Source organism: Marinobacterium sp. YM272 (assembly GCF_050908845.1).
Classification (GTDB): domain Bacteria; phylum Pseudomonadota; class Gammaproteobacteria; order Pseudomonadales; family Balneatricaceae; genus Marinobacterium_D.
This window is the reverse complement of the sequence record NZ_CP194171.1, coordinates 3,019,979-3,035,946: the sequence shown is the minus strand read 5'-3', so window position 1 is coordinate 3,035,946 and position 15,968 is coordinate 3,019,979. Positions and strand designations below refer to the sequence as shown.

20 protein-coding genes are annotated in these 15,968 nt (G+C 59.6%); 8 read left to right on the top strand and 12 right to left on the bottom strand.

All coding sequences use genetic code 11. The features are described 5' to 3' along the window. The first annotated feature begins 32 nt into the window (after nt 1-32). The 4 genes from ACQUQP_RS13475 to ACQUQP_RS13460 all read left to right on the top strand — a co-directional run bounded on the left by ACQUQP_RS13475 (nt 33) and on the right by ACQUQP_RS13460 (nt 3,007). Nucleotides 33-185 carry an entericidin A/B family lipoprotein gene (locus ACQUQP_RS13475; protein ID WP_432695549.1) on the top strand — a complete coding sequence of 51 codons (153 nt, stop codon included), beginning with the start codon at nt 33-35 and terminating at the stop codon, nt 183-185. A 91-nt stretch (nt 186-276) separates the two neighbouring features. After that, the gene (locus ACQUQP_RS13470; protein ID WP_432695548.1) at nt 277-432 is read left to right on the top strand and encodes an entericidin A/B family lipoprotein; all 156 of its coding nucleotides are present in this window, start codon (nt 277-279) and stop codon (nt 430-432) included. Nucleotides 433-611: 179 nt separating this feature from the next. Further along, nucleotides 612-1,091 carry a MarR family winged helix-turn-helix transcriptional regulator gene (locus ACQUQP_RS13465; protein WP_432695547.1) on the top strand — a complete coding sequence of 160 codons (480 nt, stop codon included), beginning with the start codon at nt 612-614 and terminating at the stop codon, nt 1,089-1,091. After that, nucleotides 1,088-3,007, top strand: coding sequence for an FUSC family protein (locus ACQUQP_RS13460; protein ID WP_432695546.1), 1,920 nt, complete (start codon nt 1,088-1,090; stop codon nt 3,005-3,007). Before ACQUQP_RS13465 ends, ACQUQP_RS13460 begins: the two co-directional genes overlap by 4 nt. Here the strand turns inward: ACQUQP_RS13460 and ACQUQP_RS13455 are convergent. Together ACQUQP_RS13455 and ACQUQP_RS13450 are read right to left on the bottom strand one after the other, a co-directional pair. After that, nucleotides 2,991-3,488 carry an NUDIX domain-containing protein gene (locus ACQUQP_RS13455; RefSeq protein ID WP_432695545.1) on the bottom strand — a complete coding sequence of 166 codons (498 nt, stop codon included), beginning with the start codon at nt 3,486-3,488 and terminating at the stop codon, nt 2,991-2,993. The two genes, ACQUQP_RS13460 and ACQUQP_RS13455, sit on opposite strands and share 17 nt — an antisense overlap. Before the next feature lie 110 nt (nt 3,489-3,598). After that, on the bottom strand, nt 3,599-3,820 hold the full coding sequence (locus tag ACQUQP_RS13450) for a DUF1127 domain-containing protein (protein ID WP_432695544.1): 222 nt from the start codon (nt 3,818-3,820) through the stop codon (nt 3,599-3,601). A 147-nt stretch (nt 3,821-3,967) separates the two neighbouring features. Here ACQUQP_RS13450 and ACQUQP_RS13445 point away from each other — a divergent pair, with 147 nt between their 5' ends. After that, on the top strand, nt 3,968-4,891 hold the full coding sequence (locus ACQUQP_RS13445; RefSeq protein WP_432695543.1) for a LysR family transcriptional regulator: 924 nt from the start codon (nt 3,968-3,970) through the stop codon (nt 4,889-4,891). A gap of 57 nt (nt 4,892-4,948) precedes the next feature. Continuing rightward, entirely contained in the window at nt 4,949-5,551 is a 603-nt protein-coding gene (locus ACQUQP_RS13440) for an alpha-ketoglutarate-dependent dioxygenase AlkB family protein (protein WP_432695542.1), read from the top strand. A gap of 20 nt (nt 5,552-5,571) precedes the next feature. On the opposite strand, the gene ACQUQP_RS13435 is transcribed toward ACQUQP_RS13440, so the two are convergent. Genes ACQUQP_RS13435 through atpD form a run of 8 tightly spaced genes read right to left on the bottom strand, consistent with a single transcriptional unit; the run spans nt 5,572 to nt 11,756 of the window. Next, nucleotides 5,572-6,423, bottom strand: a complete 852-nt coding sequence (locus ACQUQP_RS13435) for a F0F1 ATP synthase subunit gamma (RefSeq protein WP_432695541.1) — start codon at nt 6,421-6,423, stop codon at nt 5,572-5,574. Further along, complete coding sequence (locus ACQUQP_RS13430; protein WP_432695540.1) at nt 6,420-7,916, bottom strand: F0F1 ATP synthase subunit alpha; 1,497 nt, start codon at nt 7,914-7,916, stop codon at nt 6,420-6,422. Before ACQUQP_RS13430 ends, ACQUQP_RS13435 begins: the two co-directional genes overlap by 4 nt. Next, nucleotides 7,903-8,652, bottom strand: a complete 750-nt coding sequence (locus tag ACQUQP_RS13425; protein ID WP_432695539.1) for a F0F1 ATP synthase subunit delta — start codon at nt 8,650-8,652, stop codon at nt 7,903-7,905. The genes ACQUQP_RS13430 and ACQUQP_RS13425 overlap by 14 nt, the downstream gene beginning before the upstream one ends. Nucleotides 8,653-8,669: 17 nt before the next feature. After that, nucleotides 8,670-8,933 (bottom strand): ATP synthase F0 subunit C, encoded by a 264-nt coding sequence (gene atpE / locus ACQUQP_RS13420; RefSeq protein WP_432698705.1) that lies wholly within the window; start codon nt 8,931-8,933, stop codon nt 8,670-8,672. Nucleotide 8,934: 1 nt separating this feature from the next. Beyond that, on the bottom strand, nt 8,935-9,660 hold the full coding sequence (locus ACQUQP_RS13415; protein ID WP_432695538.1) for a F0F1 ATP synthase subunit A: 726 nt from the start codon (nt 9,658-9,660) through the stop codon (nt 8,935-8,937). Between the two features lie 11 nt (nt 9,661-9,671). Further along, nucleotides 9,672-9,947, bottom strand: a complete 276-nt coding sequence (locus ACQUQP_RS13410; RefSeq protein WP_432695537.1) for an AtpZ/AtpI family protein — start codon at nt 9,945-9,947, stop codon at nt 9,672-9,674. Nucleotides 9,948-9,951: 4 nt separating this feature from the next. Continuing rightward, complete coding sequence (locus ACQUQP_RS13405; RefSeq protein ID WP_432695536.1) at nt 9,952-10,362, bottom strand: F0F1 ATP synthase subunit epsilon; 411 nt, start codon at nt 10,360-10,362, stop codon at nt 9,952-9,954. Continuing rightward, nucleotides 10,359-11,756, bottom strand: a complete 1,398-nt coding sequence (gene atpD, locus ACQUQP_RS13400; protein WP_432695535.1) for a F0F1 ATP synthase subunit beta — start codon at nt 11,754-11,756, stop codon at nt 10,359-10,361. The genes ACQUQP_RS13405 and atpD overlap by 4 nt, the downstream gene beginning before the upstream one ends. Before the next feature lie 239 nt (nt 11,757-11,995). Here atpD and ACQUQP_RS13395 point away from each other — a divergent pair, with 239 nt between their 5' ends. Then, nucleotides 11,996-13,024 carry a DMT family transporter gene (locus tag ACQUQP_RS13395; RefSeq protein ID WP_432695534.1) on the top strand — a complete coding sequence of 343 codons (1,029 nt, stop codon included), beginning with the start codon at nt 11,996-11,998 and terminating at the stop codon, nt 13,022-13,024. A 75-nt stretch (nt 13,025-13,099) separates the two neighbouring features. On the opposite strand, the gene ACQUQP_RS13390 is transcribed toward ACQUQP_RS13395, so the two are convergent. Together ACQUQP_RS13390 and ACQUQP_RS13385 are read right to left on the bottom strand one after the other, a co-directional pair. Beyond that, nucleotides 13,100-13,447 carry a SemiSWEET family sugar transporter gene (locus tag ACQUQP_RS13390; RefSeq protein WP_432695533.1) on the bottom strand — a complete coding sequence of 116 codons (348 nt, stop codon included), beginning with the start codon at nt 13,445-13,447 and terminating at the stop codon, nt 13,100-13,102. A gap of 821 nt (nt 13,448-14,268) precedes the next feature. Next, nucleotides 14,269-15,138 (bottom strand): prephenate dehydratase, encoded by an 870-nt coding sequence (locus ACQUQP_RS13385; RefSeq protein ID WP_432695532.1) that lies wholly within the window; start codon nt 15,136-15,138, stop codon nt 14,269-14,271. A 128-nt stretch (nt 15,139-15,266) separates the two neighbouring features. Between ACQUQP_RS13385 and trmH the strand changes: the two genes are divergently transcribed. Continuing rightward, the gene (gene trmH, locus ACQUQP_RS13380; RefSeq protein WP_432695531.1) at nt 15,267-15,950 is read left to right on the top strand and encodes a tRNA (guanosine(18)-2'-O)-methyltransferase TrmH; all 684 of its coding nucleotides are present in this window, start codon (nt 15,267-15,269) and stop codon (nt 15,948-15,950) included. Nucleotides 15,951-15,968: the final 18 nt, after the last annotated feature.

The window sequence follows — 15,968 nt, the reverse complement described above, 5'->3', positions numbered from 1 at the left end:
CTTTCTGGACACTCGTTAACGGAGAAACGAAGATGAAAAAGCGCACAATCAGCTCCCTGTTCCCGTTCCTGCTGCTCTTTTCCGCGGGCGCTGTTCTGTCTGGCTGCAATACCATCGAAGGGGCCGGCAAGGATATCGAGAAAGCGGGTCAAAAGATTGAACAGGCGGCCGAAGACGCGGACTGATCGGTCTCATGCAAACCGCCGCGTAGCCAAGTTGTCCAGGCGGCGGTATTATCTCCTCGGTACTTTATCAGGAGTTGCATGAGGAGTTGCCATGCGTAAAGGAATTCTTGGTTCCTTACTGAGCTGTCTGCTGATTCTGGCAGGCAGCGGTTACCTTGCCGGATGTGCCACCGTTGAAGGCGCAGGCAAGGATCTGCAAAAAGCGGGTGAGGCGATCAGCGGCGCGGCGCGAGACGCCAGCAGTTAATCGTCCAACCTTGCCGGGGGGCTGATCAGCCCCCCGAGTCGCTTCGTAAAACTTTCCTCAAGGCAAAATCTGCCCAAGTGAAAATCACTCACCTATTCCTATAAAAAGCATCGTTGTTAAAGCTCCGCGCGTTTTGATTAAATAGTTTGTATTCAAACTAAATGTCCGGGCGCTGGATTATGAACGATGATAACCACGCCAGTGGGGCGTTGGATGAGCCGGCGGCTGTGTTTGGTTATCGGCTGGTCTCCCTGGCGCGTCATTGGCGCAGGTTTGTGGACCTGCGACTGGCCGAAGCCGGGCTCAGCGATGCGACCTGGATTCCCCTGATGCATCTTTACCGCAGCGGTGACGGTATCAGCCAGAAAGAGCTCGCCAGCCGTGCCGGGCTGGATAAGTCGACCCTGGTTCGCCTGATCGATCTGCTGGTGGAAAAATCCCTGCTGGAGCGGCGCGTCGACGCCGAAGACCGGCGTGCCCGGCGTATCTATTTAACGGCTCTGGGGCGCGCACAGGTTGAGACGATCAACGCGCTGTTGCAGCGTACCGAGAACGAAGCCCTGGGCAATCTTGATCGGGAGGCGCTGGTGCAGATGCTTAACTATTTTGAAACCATTGAAACGCGTCTGAACCAGGCGCTGGAGACGACGACACGGTGATTGACCTGACCCGCTACCTTTCCCGCCTTGGCTTCGATACCGGGCGTGTCGGCTTTGTGCTACGCACGGCCATCGCTGCGGCTTTGGCCGTGCTTCTGGCCTGGGGCCTGGGGCTGGACCATCCGCAGTGGGCGGGTATGACCGTATGGGCGGCGTCATTGCCGACGCGGGGGCAGCTGGTCGCCAAGGGCCTGGCGCGCCTGGGTGGCACGGTACTGGGCGCCGTGGTCGGTGTACTGATCGTTTTGCTGTGCGGTGGCAATATTCTGCTGCTCTCCCTGACGCTCTCCTGCTGGGTGGCCGCCTGTGTGCTGGCCGGGCATCTGGTGCGCTCCTTCCTTGCCTATGGCGCAATATTGGCCGGTTACTCCGCATCCCTGGTCGCGCTGGTGGATATTCCCCACCATGACCAGATCCTCTCGCTCGGGGTTGATCGCATGGCAACGGCGCTATCGGGCGTAGTCGTTGCTTTCGCCATCAGCTGGTTTTTTGCCGCCCGTTCCGCGCCACGTGACGACCTGCTGCAGATCATCGATTTCACCGCCGGGGTGATGCGTCACGTCAATGCGGTGCTGCACGGTAACCCGGAAACCCTGCTGGAGAAGCGCCATGCGCTGGTATCACGCATGGCCGGGCTGGATTTGGCGCTGGAGATGCGTGGGGTCGATACGGGGCTGTCACGGGTAAGGCTGCGCCAGTGCCGGCGGGTGTTACCGGAGCTGGTGTCGGTGCTGCTCTGGCGGCGCCGTGGTATGGAAGCGGCACTCACAACCGAGGTTGAGCATGGGCTGGAGAAGCTTATTGCACTGCTGGAAAAACGGGAGACGGGGGCAGCGATTCCTGCCCAGTTTGAGACCCTGCTTGAGGCGATCAATAAGGTGCCGGAGCTGTCGCGTCTGCACACCCTGCTGAAGGGGTTGGACGCCGAACTCAAACCGTTGATGATCGACGAGGCTGACGATCAGCTGTCGCCGCAGCTGGTGCTGCATCGCGACTGGATCGGCGCTCGCCAGGCAAGTATCCGGGCGTTCACGCTGATGATCTCGGTCGGGCTGGTCTGGGCTATAAGCGGGCAGGCGTTTGGTGCCTACATGCTGCTGGGCGTCTCGGTGATGGCGACCGTATTATCCACCTTCGACAGCCCCGCCAGGATTATGCGCTTCGTGTTTGCGGGACAGGTGATGGGCGCTGCCGCCGCGCTGATCTGTCACTGGGTGGTCTGGCCGTATACGGGCTCGGAGCTGCAGCAGGTGCTGTTGATGTGGCCGTTTATCGGACTGGGTGTGGTGCTGATGTCGCACCGTCGCCTGGTCGGGACCGGGTTTGATTACAACATGGTGTTTCTGCTGCTGTCGCAGCCGGGGCTACCGCTGCAGGGCACACTGCAAAGCTCGGTCATCCTGAGTCTGGCGGTGATCGCTGCACCGCTGATCGCCTGGGCCGGCTATCTGCTGATCTATCCGGCCAACGCCGGCCGGCGTATCGATACGCTGAAGGCACAGATGGTGGATGAGCTGCGTCGCCTGGCCGCCTCCGAGGAGGATCCATCCAGCCATAAATTGTGGCGTGCCAGAACCTTCCATCGTCTGTTTCATCTGGTGCGCTGGTCAGACACCCTTGGCAACCAGCGCTTTCGGGCGGCCGAGTGGGGTACCCTGCTGCTGCGCCTGGAGATGGCAACGCTGGCGCTGCACAAGCTGAGGGGGATGCAGGCGCGCGCCGAGTCCGAGCACCAGTCCGCCAATTATGCGCTGCACTGTTTTGATCGCCTGCAGACCGAACCGGAAACCTTGCGGCAGGCACTTGAAGCGGTGCTGAGTGACCTCAAGGATGCCGAGCCCGGTATTCGCGAGCCGTTGCAGCTGGCGGTGGAAGCGCTGCAGGAGCAGCCGGCACTGATCAGGAGTCCGCAGTAAACCCGGGGTCCACAAAGCGTCCCTGATAGGGTGAAAGCAGCTGCTGGCAAAGTTGCGGAATCAGTTCGCCGAGGTACTGCGGGAACAGCTGTATCTCGCTGAACCTGTCCAGCGGCATCCAGACCACATCCACCTGGTGCTTGTCCGGCGCGGGACCGTTGCCCGGCCGGTAGCCGTCCGGTAGCTCACAGGCGAACAGAAACTCAACCACGTGACGCCAGCGCACCGGCTCGGTGTCACGCTGTTTCAGAAAGTCCTTCACGGCGATCAGGTCACCGGCGACCACCGCGCAGCCGATCTCTTCCTCGCACTCTCTGAGCAGCGTGTCGGTCAACGCCTCGCCCGGGTCCTGGCCGCCGCCTGGCAGTGCATAGCGAACACCGCCGGTGTCGTAGCCATCTTTCTTCAGCAGCAGGGCGTGGCCGTCGCGGATGATCAGGCCACGCACTGCGTTGCGTATCTGAGGCTCTATCTCGTTCATGCTGAACCGCCTTTCATTGCCCGTCTACATTAACAATGTCACAGGGCGGCGCAGGCGGCAAAGGCGTGCGTCGAATTGAACGGAGAGACAGAGCAGCATATCCGGGCTGTTCAGCATCTCCAGAACGGTTTGTTTGCCTCTTTCAGCGCATCGGTGCGGCTGACGCCTATATCCTTGAGCATCTCCGGCGGCAGCGTCGCCAGCTGGCGTCTCTGCCGCGCCCGGGCGTGCCATTCTTTAAGACGTGAGAACAGATCCGCAAGCTTGATCGTCCTGGCAGGCCGCGATTCTTCACGGCACTGGAGATTAAACGCTTGTACCTGAGTGTTCATGGTGGACCTCCTTTGATTGCTGAGATCAGCTTAAGAAGGGGCCGATTTTCGATCCAATCGTTTAATCGGAACGGGGGCTTCAGGAATTGTGATGAGTGCGGCAGGAGGGGCTATGGTTTAATGAGTACAAAGTAACGGAGGCCGGCCATGGAACTCTATCATCTACGAACCTTCGTCAAGGTTGCTCAGGAGGGAAACCTGACCCGTGCCTCCGCAGCGCTGTTCACCAGCCAGCCCGCCATCAGTGCCCAGATAAAGGCGTTGGAGGAGGAGACCGGCGTCCAGCTGTTTTCCCGTACCCCGAAAGGGATGCTGCTGACCCCGGCCGGTCAGCGCCTGTTCGAGCAGGCGCAACGTACACTGCGTGAGGCGGAGCAGTTTACCCAGCAGGCGATGCAGCTGAGCGATGAGCTGGTCGGGGAGCTGCGCATCGGCATCCATACCGACTTCGGGTATATGCGGGTCGGAGAGCTGTTCCGGCTGCTCTCATCCCGTCACCCGCAACTGGTCGCCCATTTCCTGCAGACCAGTACCGCCAAAGTGCTGAAAGAACTGCGTCAGCAGCAGCTGGATGCGGGCTTTATGTTCGGCCCCTGTGATGCGGCGGATATGCAGGTGACCGAGCTGTGCCGGGTGCCGATGCATATTCTTGCGCCCCGGGCCTGGGCGGAGCGCATCGAGGGTAAATCACTGGATGAAATTGCCCGGCTTCCCTGGGTCTATACCACACCAAACTGCCCCATCTATCAGCTGTTTGAGCGGCTGTTCCATGATCGGAAACGACCGCCCACCGAGATCGTCTGGTGTGACACCGAGGATGCAATACGGGCATTGATCCGCTCCGGCGTCGGCATGTCGCTGGTAAAACGTTCGGATGCCGAGGCTGCCGTCGCTGAAGGATACGGCGTCAGCTGGCCCGGCGAGGTGCCGGATATCGCCCTCAGCCTGGTCATGCTGAAGCAGCGCAATACCGAGGTGGCACTGCAGGCGCTGGCAACCAGTATTCACGCGCTCTGGCTGGATGAGACTGAACAGGCCGGGCAGCAAACACCGGGGCCTCTGCCTGTTTAAAAAAGCGCCAGTCATGGCAGAATAGTAAGCCCCTACAAATCAGTGGATATTCTGCCGATGTCAGTCAAGCGTCCCGTTTTCCCGCCTTTTTCGCCGCTGAACGATCTTGAGATTATCGACGACTTCTACTCCTCGGCGGAGAGCCAGAGTCTGTATCAGCAACTGCTCACCGAGAACGCCTGGCCGGACAATCACTACAGCGTCGCCGGACGAACCTTTGCCTTGCCACGCCAGCAGACCTGGCATGCGGACCCGGGCATCCGCTATAGCTACAGCAATAACCTGCTGCAGACGCGGGACTGGACCCCGCTGCTGCTTGCCATTCGCAAGCGGGTGGAGCTGCGCACCGGCAGCCGCTTCAACTCGGTGCTGGTCAATCTGTATCGCTGCGGACAGGACTACGTGGGCTGGCATGCCGATGATGAGCCAGAACTCGGCCCGGCGCCGGTGATCGCGTCGCTGACGCTGGGAGCCAGTCGTACCTTCGCCTGGCAGCACAGGGACAGTCATGAAGAGGGGCAAATGCCGCTCCACAGCGGCACACTGCTGGTGATGCGTGCGGGATTTCAGCATCACTGGTTTCACAGTGTGCCGCGTGACCCCGGGATCACGGAGGGGCGTATCAATCTGACCTTTCGCAAGGTGATCCCGAAGGAGTAACAACCGGATAAGGGTCTGGCTCAGCCCTCGGCGGGTGGCTCGGTGCCGGCGGCGTTCAACAGCAGAACCTCGATCTCCTCGGTGATCTCCTCCTGGCGCAGCTGGTTATCGCGGCGGCGCATCTCTTCCAGTCTCTCTTCCAGGTAGCGCACGGCGCCGTCAAGGTGTTGCGTACGCTGGCGGTACTCCGACATCAGCGAGATATAGATCACCTCGTGCAGCAGCGCGAACAGGTAGTGATCCACCAGCTCGGAAAAGAACTGGCGCGGCTCAAGATGCAGCTCAGGTGCGACACCCGAACGGGGCTTATCAGCCCTGGCCGGTTGCGCCAGGAAGGGCGGCAGGAGCTGCTGTACCTGGAGCTCTTTCTGCGCCTCATCGTGGTAAATTACCTGCAGATGAAGCGGGCCCTGCTGTTGTGTCAGCTCGGCCAGCAGAGTGGTCACCCGGATCAGCAGGGTGCTGACTTCATCGAGTACGGTTACCCCCTCCACCTGGTGCAGAAGACGAGGGTCTTCCTCCAGCAGGGTGCTGAGCTTGTGGCCGCAGCTGATCAGACCTGCCTGTTCGGCGTCGGGCTGTTGATCGAGCCTGTCGATCAGTGCTTCGTTGAAGCCGCCACAGAAACCGCGCTCGGAGCCGAGCAGCAGATAAACCCTGCGGCCAGTGAAGTCTGGCGGCTCGGGCGGGGTGTGAAAACGCAGAAAATCGGCCGCTACCGCCTGCAGTGTGGTCACCACTTCACGCTGGCTTTCCAGGAACTGCGCAAGTTTTCGACTCTCCATGAACGCCAGGGATTTCATCGAGTTCATCACTTCCCGGGCTTCAGACAGCTTCTGACGGTGCAACGCCAGTTCGTGGCGGCGGCTCATGGCTGCGCCTCGGTCTCGGCGGACAACCAGCCGCGCAGCTGCTTGGCCCAGCGCTCGCGCCCCTCATCCAGCGATAGTCCGGAGCCGGCCACCTGGGTTTCCAGGCCGGCCAGCAGCTCGGGAATAGCGCTCAGCTCCCGCTCATCGAGCAGCCCATCGTTATAGGCGATCATCCAGGCCAGTTGAAACTCGATCGACTTGGGTGACAGGCGCTCCTGTTTGAGCAGCTCGCGCAGCAGGCGACCCCGCCGGATCGACTTTTCCATGGCCGCTTCCAGACGGGCACCGAAGCGGGTAAATACCTCCAGCTCCAGAAACTGCAGGTAATCCAGCTTCAGCCGTCCGGCCTCGCGCTTGATCGCCGGATGCTGTGCCTTGCCGCCGATTCGGGAGACCGACTTGGCGATATCGATTGCGGGTCTGAAGCCGCCACTGAACAGTTCGGCATCAAGATAGGTCTGGCCGTCGGTGATGGAGATCAGGTTGGTGGGGATGTAGGCGGCGATCTCACCCTGCTGGGTTTCAACGATCGGCAGGGCGGTCATGCTGCCACCGCCGTGGGCGGCATTGAGACAGGTGGCGCGTTCCAGCAGGCTGGCGTGGATCGAAAAAATATCGCCCGGGTAGGCCTCGCGGCCCGGCGGTCGGCGCAGCAGCAGCGACAATTCGCGATAGGTCTTGGCGTGGGTGGAGAGGTCGTCATAGACCACCAGCGTATGCCGCCCCTGGTGCATCCAGTATTCGGCGATGGCGCAGCCGGCAAAGGGGGCCAGGTGCTGAAGGCCGGGCAGGGCGCTGGCTTCCGCTACTACCAGCGTGGTGTAGTCCATGGCGTCGTAGCGGCGCAGCAGCTCCATGGTATCGATTACCGTGGAGCGTTTCTGGCCGATCAGCACGTAAACACAGTGAACCTGCTGGTCACGCTGGTTGATCACCGTATCCAGTGCCAGCGAGCTGCGCCCGAGCCCCTCGTCACCGACAATCAGCTGGCGCTGGCCGCGTCCGATCGGAATCAGCGTATCGACCACCTTGCAGCCTGAATAGAGTGGCTGGTGCACGAAGTCACGCTCGACAATGCCGGGAGAGGCCTGCATCAGCGGCTGGTAGCCGTCACATTTCGGTGGGCTATCGCCATCAAGCGGTATCCCTAGCGGGTCGATAACCCGGCCCAGCAGGGCATCCCCCACCGGGAGGCTCAGCTGACGGCCGCTGAGGGTAACGCCGGTGCCGGCGGTAAGCTGATCGGTGGCGTGGAGCAGCACCGCGCCCACGGAACCCTGGGTCAGATCGAATACCAGCCCGCGGCTGCCATCGTCAAACAGCAGCACATCGTCGATGGCCGCGGTGGGCAGGCCACTGATCCAGCTGATGCCGTCGCCCACGGAAACCACATAGCCCTGTTCACTGACCCTGAGCCTTGGCCGGTAGCTGTCCAGCCACTCCTTTTGATGCTGGAGCCGGCCGGCGTTGGTATCGCTTTTATCCGGCGTCATGGGAAAACTCCAGGAAGCCGCGCAGTTCGTCCTGCACATTGGCGTGCAGCACCCAGGGGCCGATGGCAATACGCAGGCCCGCGATCAGCTCCGGCTCAACGTTAAACTCACAGTGGCAGGACTTGTCCAGCAGCGATTCAAAGGCGTTTTTAAGGGCGGTTTTTTCATCAGTACCCAGTGCGAAAGCGCTTTGCACCTCGATTGCAGCGGTGTGATCCTCGGCTTCGCTGCGCAGTTCGTCGATCTGTTCCGCATCCAGTTCAGGCAGTGCTTCAAGCAGCAGGCGGTTAAGCCGGCTTTGCAGCTCGGGCCCGGCACCTTCCGAGAGCAGACGCGCCGCGAAACCTGCGGCCTGCTCCATCGCCTGGCGTTCGATCCGCTCCTGGAGTTCGCTGCTGCGGCGTTGGGCCACCACTTCCGCTTTCTGGCGCTGCTGCTCCAGCGAATGGTGCAGGGCTTCCTCCAGTCGTTTGCGCTGCTCGGCCAGCTCCGTAGCCAGTGCTTCGCGGGCACTCTGGCGCTCCTGCTCCCAGTGGGTCAGGCGGTTCTCATAGCGCTCCTGGAGCTGCTGTGCCTGCTCCTTCAGCGCCTGGGCTTCGCGGAGCTTCTCTTCGATACGGCTCTGGCGTCTGGCGATCACCTTTTGCAGCGGGCGATAGAAGAAGTGCAGCAGCAGCCACATCAACACGCCGAAGTTGATGATCTCCAGAACCAGGGTTGACCAGCTTAGTTCCACCGTTGTGCGCCTCCGTATCAGGATGCCGGGAGCAGGTATTCCAGCAACGGATTGCGGAACAGCACGATCAGCACGATCACCAGCACGTAGATCGCCAGTGACTCGATCATCGCCAGGCCGATAAACAGGGTGCGCATAATCGACTTTTCCGCTTCCGGCTGCCGTGCCAGGGCATCCAGGGCGCTGCTGATCGCGCGCCCCATGGCAAAGGCCGGCCCCAATACACCGATGGCGATGGCAAGCACCGCGCCGAGTGTCGATAGAATCGTGAACCAGGACATGTCATTCACCGCTGTTCTCCTTGTTGTTATCCGTTTGTGTCTGGCCGAGTTGTTGACGCAGCTGTTGGGATTGCAGGCCGCCGGCCACGTAGATCAGGGCCAGCATGCCGAAGATGTAGGCCTGAACCAGCGCCTCGATGATATGCAGCATGAGGATCGGAATCGGCGCCAGGAAACCGGCCACGATCAGAATCAGCAGGGCGGCGGTTTCCAGGCTCAGGATGTTGCCGAACAGGCGGACCGCCAGGGCGATGGTGCGCGAGATTTCGCTGATGATATGAAACGGCAGCATCAGTGGTGTCGGGCTCAGGTAGTGCCTGAGATAGTTTTTCAGCCCCTGATCGCGAATGCCGAACCAGTGCACCGAGAAAAACACCAGCAGCGCCAGTGCCGAGGTGGCGGACAGGTCGCGGGTCGGGGAGTGCAGACCGGGTATCAGCCCCACCAGGTTGGCGATTACGATGAAGATCCACAGCGTGGTGATGAACGGCAGCAGCAGGCGTACATGATCCGGCGCCACTGCCCGGATGGCCGCTTCAGCGGCGCTGATAATACCCTCGGCCAGGGTTTGGATCCGCCCCGGTCTGTCGGTTTGCAGCCGGCGCGTGATCAGCCAGGCGCCAAGACCCAGCAGCGCGACGATTACCCAGGTGGTCACTACGGTTCCCGTGACCTCCAGCGGGCCGAGCCGGAATACGACGCCGGTAAACATCTCGTTTCCCTTCATCTCTTTTGGTGCTACTCCCGAATCGCCAGGTAGAGGTTGACCGCGCCGACCACGACGCCCAGAAAGATCAGGCTCAGGGTCCAGCGCATCTCGTAGCCGCTCTGCATGTTGTCGATCCAGCGGCCAAGATAAGCACCACCGATGACCGGCAGCACGAACAGCAGTCCCAGCCGCCCCATATAAACCGTCTGTGCCAGCAGGTTGGGGCGGTCCTTTTCCGCCTGCTGCATCCGCCTGGCCTGCTGCTCCACCCGCTGGCGCAGCTTGTCGTCCGGTTTTTCGCTCATGCTGTTACTCCAGCCCCGGTGTATCGCGGCCCAGCTCCCAGAGCCTTCGCATCAGTTGCTGCTCCATCCGGTGTACGCCCCGTTTCAGTGTCGTCAGGTTGGTTTCCTCGGCCAGCAGCTGTTCCTGCAGCAGCGTGGAGATGCGTTGGTAGTCCCGGTCCAGCAGAAAGCGACGGGTACAGATGCGCAGGCGGTTATCGACGAAGTAAAGCATGCCGCCCGGCAGAGCCAGGTACTGCCAATCGTCATCTTGGCAGCGAAACCGGGCGAGTCCGAATACCAGTGGCGTCATCAGGCGGGTGTGCCCGGCCTGAACGCCGAAGCTGCCGGAGGCATCCTCGCCGACAAAGGAGACCACATTGCCGATCTGCTGCGTCTCGGTGGCGGAGAGGAGTTCCAGGTCGTAGGTGTTCATCCGCCGGCCTCCTGCATGGTGCCGCGCATATAGCACTGCTGTTCGGGGATCTCATCAAAGTCACCACGCAGAAAGGCCTCGCAATCATCCAGCGTGGCTTTCAGGGGAACCGAAACGCCCTTGAGACCGGTATGGGAGGCGGTGACCCGGAACGGCTGGGTCAGGTAACGCTGCAATTTGCGCGCGCGCATGATGATGCGGCGGTCCTGGGCCGAGAGTTCCTCGATGCCGAGCATGGCGATAATGTCCTCAAGCTCACGGTAACGCGCCAGATGTTCCCGTACCGCTTCGGCGATGGTGTAGTGGCGATCACCGAGGGTATGCCGGTCCATCAGGCGGCTGCTGGACTGGAGCGGTTCCACCGCCGGATAGATCCCTTTGCCCGCCTGGGCGCGGGAGAGTACGACAGAGGAATCCAGGTGGCTCAGGATGGCACCGACTGCCGGGTCGGTCATATCGTCGGCCGGCACGTACACCGCCTGTACCGAGGTGATGGCGCCGTCCCGGGTGGAGAGGATGCGGTCCTGCAGCTCGGCCACCTCGGTGATCAGGGTGGGTTGATAGCCCACGGTGGCGGGCATGCGTCCGAGCAGGCTGGAGATCTCGCTGCCCGCCTGTACGAAGCGGAAGATATTGTCCATTACGAACAGCACCTCCTTGCGCAGTGTGTCGCGCAGGTACTCGGCGTAGGTCAGTGCCGACAGGCCGATGCGGAAACGCACGCCCGGTGATTCATCCATCTGCCCGAACATCATCAGCGTTTCCGGCATCACACCGGCCTCGTCCATCTCGTGCCAGAGTTCGTGCGCTTCGCGGATCCTCTCGCCGACACCGGCGAATACCGATACACCGGCGTGGAGCGCGACCACCGCGTGCATGAACTCCATCACCAGCACGGTTTTGCCCACCCCGGCACCACCGAACAGACCGGTCTTGCCGCCGCGGACAAAGGGGCAGAGCAGGTCGATCACCTTGATACCGGTTTCAAGTATCGCACCTGTGCCTACGGCTTCGGACAGCGCCGCGGCGGGACGGTGGATGTTGCTGTAGGTTTTTGCGCTAAGCGGTGCGCCGTCATCGAGGGGTTCACCGAAAATATTCAGCAAGCGTCCCAGGCAATCGGGCGTCACTGGCACGTGCAGCGGCGCCCCGGTGTCATACACCCACATGCCGCGGTAGAGCCCGCTGGTGCGGTGCAGGGTAATGGCGCGAATATGGTGACGGTCGATATGCTGATGCACCTCGAACAGGTAGCTGTCGTGATCGTAGTAGGCGATCAGAGCCTGGCGCATCGGTGGCAGTTGCTTACAGCGGATCACCACCACCGGCCCATGCACCTCGACAATGGTGCCTATGGCTACCGGGACCTTATGGCTGTCGGCCTGGCTGTTCATCCTGGTTTAAGCCTGCCTGGTGTTGCGGCTTGGGACACTGGCCTTGCTCATCCGTAACTCCTTGTTTCACTGAACGCTTATGCGTTTTCCTGTATCATCGGTGCTACTTTTCGCTGTCCTTTAAAGCCGAGCCTTGCATTCAGGCTCAGGCCCTGTATCGCCGGGAATATCTTTTAACCCTTTGCTGCTTACTTTTTAGTAAAGCTGCTGTGCCGACGAACGCCAGTCTGTCGAGCCTGATGTTTGATCTCGACCGGAAGCCGGTTTGGAGCGCCCATCTCATCTATAAGGGTTGGCAACTGGCGACGCCTGCCTGCATCCCAGGCAGCGGGACATTCAATATCACGGAGTGTGCATTACCCTCCGCAGCAAGGAGATCAGGTTTGGCCCTGTCCAATCATACGAAAGCGGATATTTTGTTGGTGATAACCACGTTGCTTGCCGGTGGCGGCTGGATTATGTCGAAAGAGTCCCTGGCCGGCTTTTCACCGCTGCTGTTTATCTCCAGTCGATTTGCGCTTGCCGGACTGCTCCTGCTGAGCGTAAATGCCGCCGCACTGACCCGTTTAACCTATGAACAGTGGAAAGGCTCGTTGCTGGTGGGGCTGTTTTTCGGCTGTGGCATGGTGTTCTGGATATTGGGCCTGCAGTTGGCCACGCATATCGGGGTAGGGGCGTTTCTCGTCAGCCTGGGGGTGGTTCTGGTACCGCTGCTGGGCGTGTTTTTCGGTGATCGCCCGGGGCGCTACGTGTATTACTCGCTACCCTGCGTCGTTGGCGGGCTGGCCTGTCTTTCACTGGATAGCGGGTTTGACATTGGGTTGGGCGAGCTCTGTTTCCTTGCTTCTGCCGTCTTCCTCGCGCTGATGTTTATTGCCAACAGCAAAGCTTCAAGCAAAACCCCGACCGGTCCGCTGACGACCATACAGTTGCTGGTGACCGGGGCGATTACGCTGCTCGTTTCGGCGTTCTTTGAACAGTGGCAGATCCCCGACGAATGGAATATCTGGGGCTGGTTTATGGCGAGTGTTCTGATCGGAACCGTGCTGCGTTTCAGTATTCAGACCCGCGCGCAGGGGATGGCGCCGATCAGTCATGCGGCGATCATTATGACGCTGGAGCCGGTCTGGGCGGCGTTAATGGCAGCGGCCTGGCTTGGAGACAGTATGAGTGCGTTGCAGATGGCAGGGTGCGGTCTGATTTTTCTGGCGATGCTGGTCAACCGCTGGCCGGCGGTGCGTGCATGGTATAAAACTGCCCGGGCCTGAACCCGGACAGCTTGTGAGGGCGCTCTGTATGAGAGAACTATTTATGACAGAGCTGACGGCGCACTGATAGCTGCTTCAGGCAGCCGTGGCCAGTTCTTCGTTGGCAGCGGGTGCCACCGCAATATCGCTGTTATCGGCCACCAGTCGCAGGGCGTGCATGCGGTTCTTGCGTCGCTTGCTAAGGGTCAGGCCCAGTACCGAAACGGCCAGCGCCAGCGTAATGCTGTTGGAGATGATGATCGGTGAGCTCTGCAGAACCACGCCATATCCAAGCCATAGGGCAACACCCAGGGTAAAAATCGAATACATCTGCAGAGAGATGCCATCCACATTACCTGTACGCAGGATCTGTACAACCTGCGGAATAAAAGCACTGGTGGTGCAGAAAGCGGCAATCATGCCTACGACGGTGATCGGTTCCATCGGCCAACCTCGGAAACTTGAGCGTTTAAATTTGAAAATAGGGTGCCCGGTACCGCCTTAATGGCGTTACTGGGAATAATCGTTTGTAGCCAAGGGCTTATAAGTTTTAGTGGGCTGGGGATGCCCGGCGGACCTGAACGATGCGCCTGATGTGTTGTTTTATTGGCGGCGATTCTAAGGATCGATTTTTATCTGTTCAAGATAGAAAATGTAAAAGATATAAATAAATTTATTCACCCGAGTAGAGGTCTTAATTCAGCTTTTAAATTCAGATAGTTTTTCTATCTATTAAAATATTAGGACTGCTAAGTGTTATTCAATATTTACAGGCCGCCACGAACGGTGTTGACGTTTGCGGTATATAAATAACAACCAGTTGCGGGCCGTTGTCTGGCCGCTTCGTCGCTTGTTTCCGTTAGCAACCCTAAGGAACCCTCTGCCTGTTCGTTAGCCTTTCTAGCGATTCTTTGGTCGGACACGACGGGAAAGCCTAATAGGGTCTATTTTTGCAAAACTGGTTGAGATTTATGCAACAATGAGTTGGGCAGCAAAGAAGAGACAAAAAAATCCCCTCTTCGGGTGAAGAGGGGTAGGCAAAGTGCAAACAACTCCAACGGCCGGAGCTGCAAGATGGGATGCGATAGGTGAAGAGAGACACCTGTCGCGTCCTGATCCCTCAGGACACCTTCAATATAGCTCGTATGCTGCAGTGCACAACATAATTAGTCGTTTTTTCTAAATCGATTAGTTATAAAAAAGCCCCTTTTTGTTGCGATGCAGCAAAAAGGGGCTTTTAGTACAGTCAGGGTTAGACTTTAGTATTAGTCTTCGATGCTGACCTGCTTGCTATAACGGAAAGGGTGCGCCGGATAGGTGCCGATAATGCGCACCGACTTGGCAAAAAAGTGCAGTTCCTGCAGCGCGTACTGCATCGATTGATCATGGGGGTGACCTTCCACATCCAGATGGAAGCTTGAAACCTGCATGGTATCCGACGCCATATAGCTTTCCAGCTTGACCATGTTGATGCCGTTGGTGGCAAAACCGCCCAGTGCCTTGTAAAGCGCAGCCGGCAGGTTGCGTACCGTGAACATGATGGTGGTGAGGAAGCGCTCTTCGCTGTCCAGATCCGGCACATGGCCGTCTTTGGTCAGGATGATAAAGCGGGTGGTGTTACCGTTTTTGTCCTGAAAATTCTCCCGCAGTATATCAAGACCGTACAGCTCCGCGGCCAGGCTGGAGGCGATAACCGCGTGGCCCGGCTGGCGTGATTCGGCCAGTTCAGAGGCCGATCCTGCGGTATCCAGTGCCGCGATTGGTGTAATCCCCAGCGCTTTGATGTTGCCGTCGCACTGGGCCAGTGCCTGGGGGTGGGAGGATACCGTCTTCAGGTCCTCGATGCGGGTGCCGGGCAGTCCCAGCAGACAGTGATTCACCGGTTCGAAATGCTCGCCGATAATATGCAGCTGGGTTTTCGGCATCAGCCGGTAGATCTCTTCGACCCGGCCTGCAGTGGAGTTTTCCAACGGGATCATGGCGAGCTTCGCCTCACCGTTATCGACCATAAACATCGCATCGACAAAACTCTCACAGGCGTGGGCTTTCATCTCCGGAAAGACGCGGGTACAGGACAGGTGAGAGTAGGCGCCGGGGTATCCCTGGTAGGCGATGATATCGTTCGAGTCGCTCATAATCTGCGTTGGTTCCTTTTAGCGGGTTAGGCGGCGGATTATCGCACGTCCGCGCAGGCGGACAAACACGAAGTGGCCGAGCACAGCGGATTGGCGGTAACATCTTGCTCCTGAATCGAGGAACACAGATGACACCGGAACGAGAACAACGATTACTGCAGGTGCTGAGACGGCGTCAGCCGGACCTGACCCTGATCGCCGATAAAGTCCACAAGCCACGCAATATGGCCGCCCTGGTGCGCAACTGTGATGCCGTGGGAATCCCCAAAATGCATGTGGTCAAACCGGATCACGAGTATCGTCGTTATCGCGGTACCTCCCGCGGCAGCGACCGCTGGGTGGATTCCATCATTCACCCAACGCTCGACAGCGCTATTGCGGCGGTGCGGGCGCAGGGCATGAAGATCTACGCGGCGCACCTGTCAGAGACTGCCGTGGATTTCCGTGAAGTCGATTACACCGTCCCCTGTGCCATTCTGATGGGAGCCGAGAAAGCCGGCATCAGTGAGCAGGCGGCGGCGGAAGCGGATGCCCATATCACCGTACCGATGATGGGCATGGTGGAGTCGCTGAATGTGTCGACCGCCGCGGGGGTCATCCTGATCGAGGCGCAACGGCAGAGAAAAGAGGCTGGGCTTTATGATCTCGACCGCATGCCGGCGGCAGAAACAGCCCGCCATATGTTCGAGTCGCGTTATCAAAAGATCGCCTCCCATTGCCTGACCGCCGGTTTACCCTATCCGGAGTACGATGAGATGGGTGAGCTGCTTGATCCCGAGGCCTGCAAGGCGTTGCTGGCGCAAAGAGCCTGATCCGCTGACCTAACCGCA

Excerpts from the sequence above, each read along its gene's own strand:
- ACQUQP_RS13475 (WP_432695549.1), top strand. The coding sequence starts at position 33 with ATGAAAAAGCGCACAATCAGCTCCCTGTTCCCGTTCCTGCTGCTCTTT.
- ACQUQP_RS13470 (WP_432695548.1), top strand. The coding sequence starts at position 277 with ATGCGTAAAGGAATTCTTGGTTCCTTACTGAGCTGTCTGCTGATTCTG.
- ACQUQP_RS13465 (WP_432695547.1), top strand. The coding sequence starts at position 612 with ATGAACGATGATAACCACGCCAGTGGGGCGTTGGATGAGCCGGCGGCT.
- ACQUQP_RS13455 (WP_432695545.1), bottom strand. The coding sequence starts at position 3,488 with ATGAACGAGATAGAGCCTCAGATACGCAACGCAGTGCGTGGCCTGATC.
- ACQUQP_RS13450 (WP_432695544.1), bottom strand. The coding sequence starts at position 3,820 with ATGAACACTCAGGTACAAGCGTTTAATCTCCAGTGCCGTGAAGAATCG.
- ACQUQP_RS13445 (WP_432695543.1), top strand. The coding sequence starts at position 3,968 with ATGGAACTCTATCATCTACGAACCTTCGTCAAGGTTGCTCAGGAGGGA.
- ACQUQP_RS13440 (WP_432695542.1), top strand. The coding sequence starts at position 4,949 with ATGTCAGTCAAGCGTCCCGTTTTCCCGCCTTTTTCGCCGCTGAACGAT.
- ACQUQP_RS13435 (WP_432695541.1), bottom strand. The coding sequence starts at position 6,423 with ATGAGCCGCCGCCACGAACTGGCGTTGCACCGTCAGAAGCTGTCTGAA.
- ACQUQP_RS13430 (WP_432695540.1), bottom strand. The coding sequence starts at position 7,916 with ATGACGCCGGATAAAAGCGATACCAACGCCGGCCGGCTCCAGCATCAA.
- atpE (WP_432698705.1), bottom strand. The coding sequence starts at position 8,933 with ATGTCCTGGTTCACGATTCTATCGACACTCGGCGCGGTGCTTGCCATC.
- ACQUQP_RS13415 (WP_432695538.1), bottom strand. The coding sequence starts at position 9,660 with ATGAAGGGAAACGAGATGTTTACCGGCGTCGTATTCCGGCTCGGCCCG.
- ACQUQP_RS13410 (WP_432695537.1), bottom strand. The coding sequence starts at position 9,947 with ATGAGCGAAAAACCGGACGACAAGCTGCGCCAGCGGGTGGAGCAGCAG.
- ACQUQP_RS13405 (WP_432695536.1), bottom strand. The coding sequence starts at position 10,362 with ATGAACACCTACGACCTGGAACTCCTCTCCGCCACCGAGACGCAGCAG.
- atpD (WP_432695535.1), bottom strand. The coding sequence starts at position 11,756 with ATGAACAGCCAGGCCGACAGCCATAAGGTCCCGGTAGCCATAGGCACC.
- ACQUQP_RS13395 (WP_432695534.1), top strand. The coding sequence starts at position 11,996 with ATGTTTGATCTCGACCGGAAGCCGGTTTGGAGCGCCCATCTCATCTAT.
- ACQUQP_RS13390 (WP_432695533.1), bottom strand. The coding sequence starts at position 13,447 with ATGGAACCGATCACCGTCGTAGGCATGATTGCCGCTTTCTGCACCACC.
- ACQUQP_RS13385 (WP_432695532.1), bottom strand. The coding sequence starts at position 15,138 with ATGAGCGACTCGAACGATATCATCGCCTACCAGGGATACCCCGGCGCC.
- trmH (WP_432695531.1), top strand. The coding sequence starts at position 15,267 with ATGACACCGGAACGAGAACAACGATTACTGCAGGTGCTGAGACGGCGT.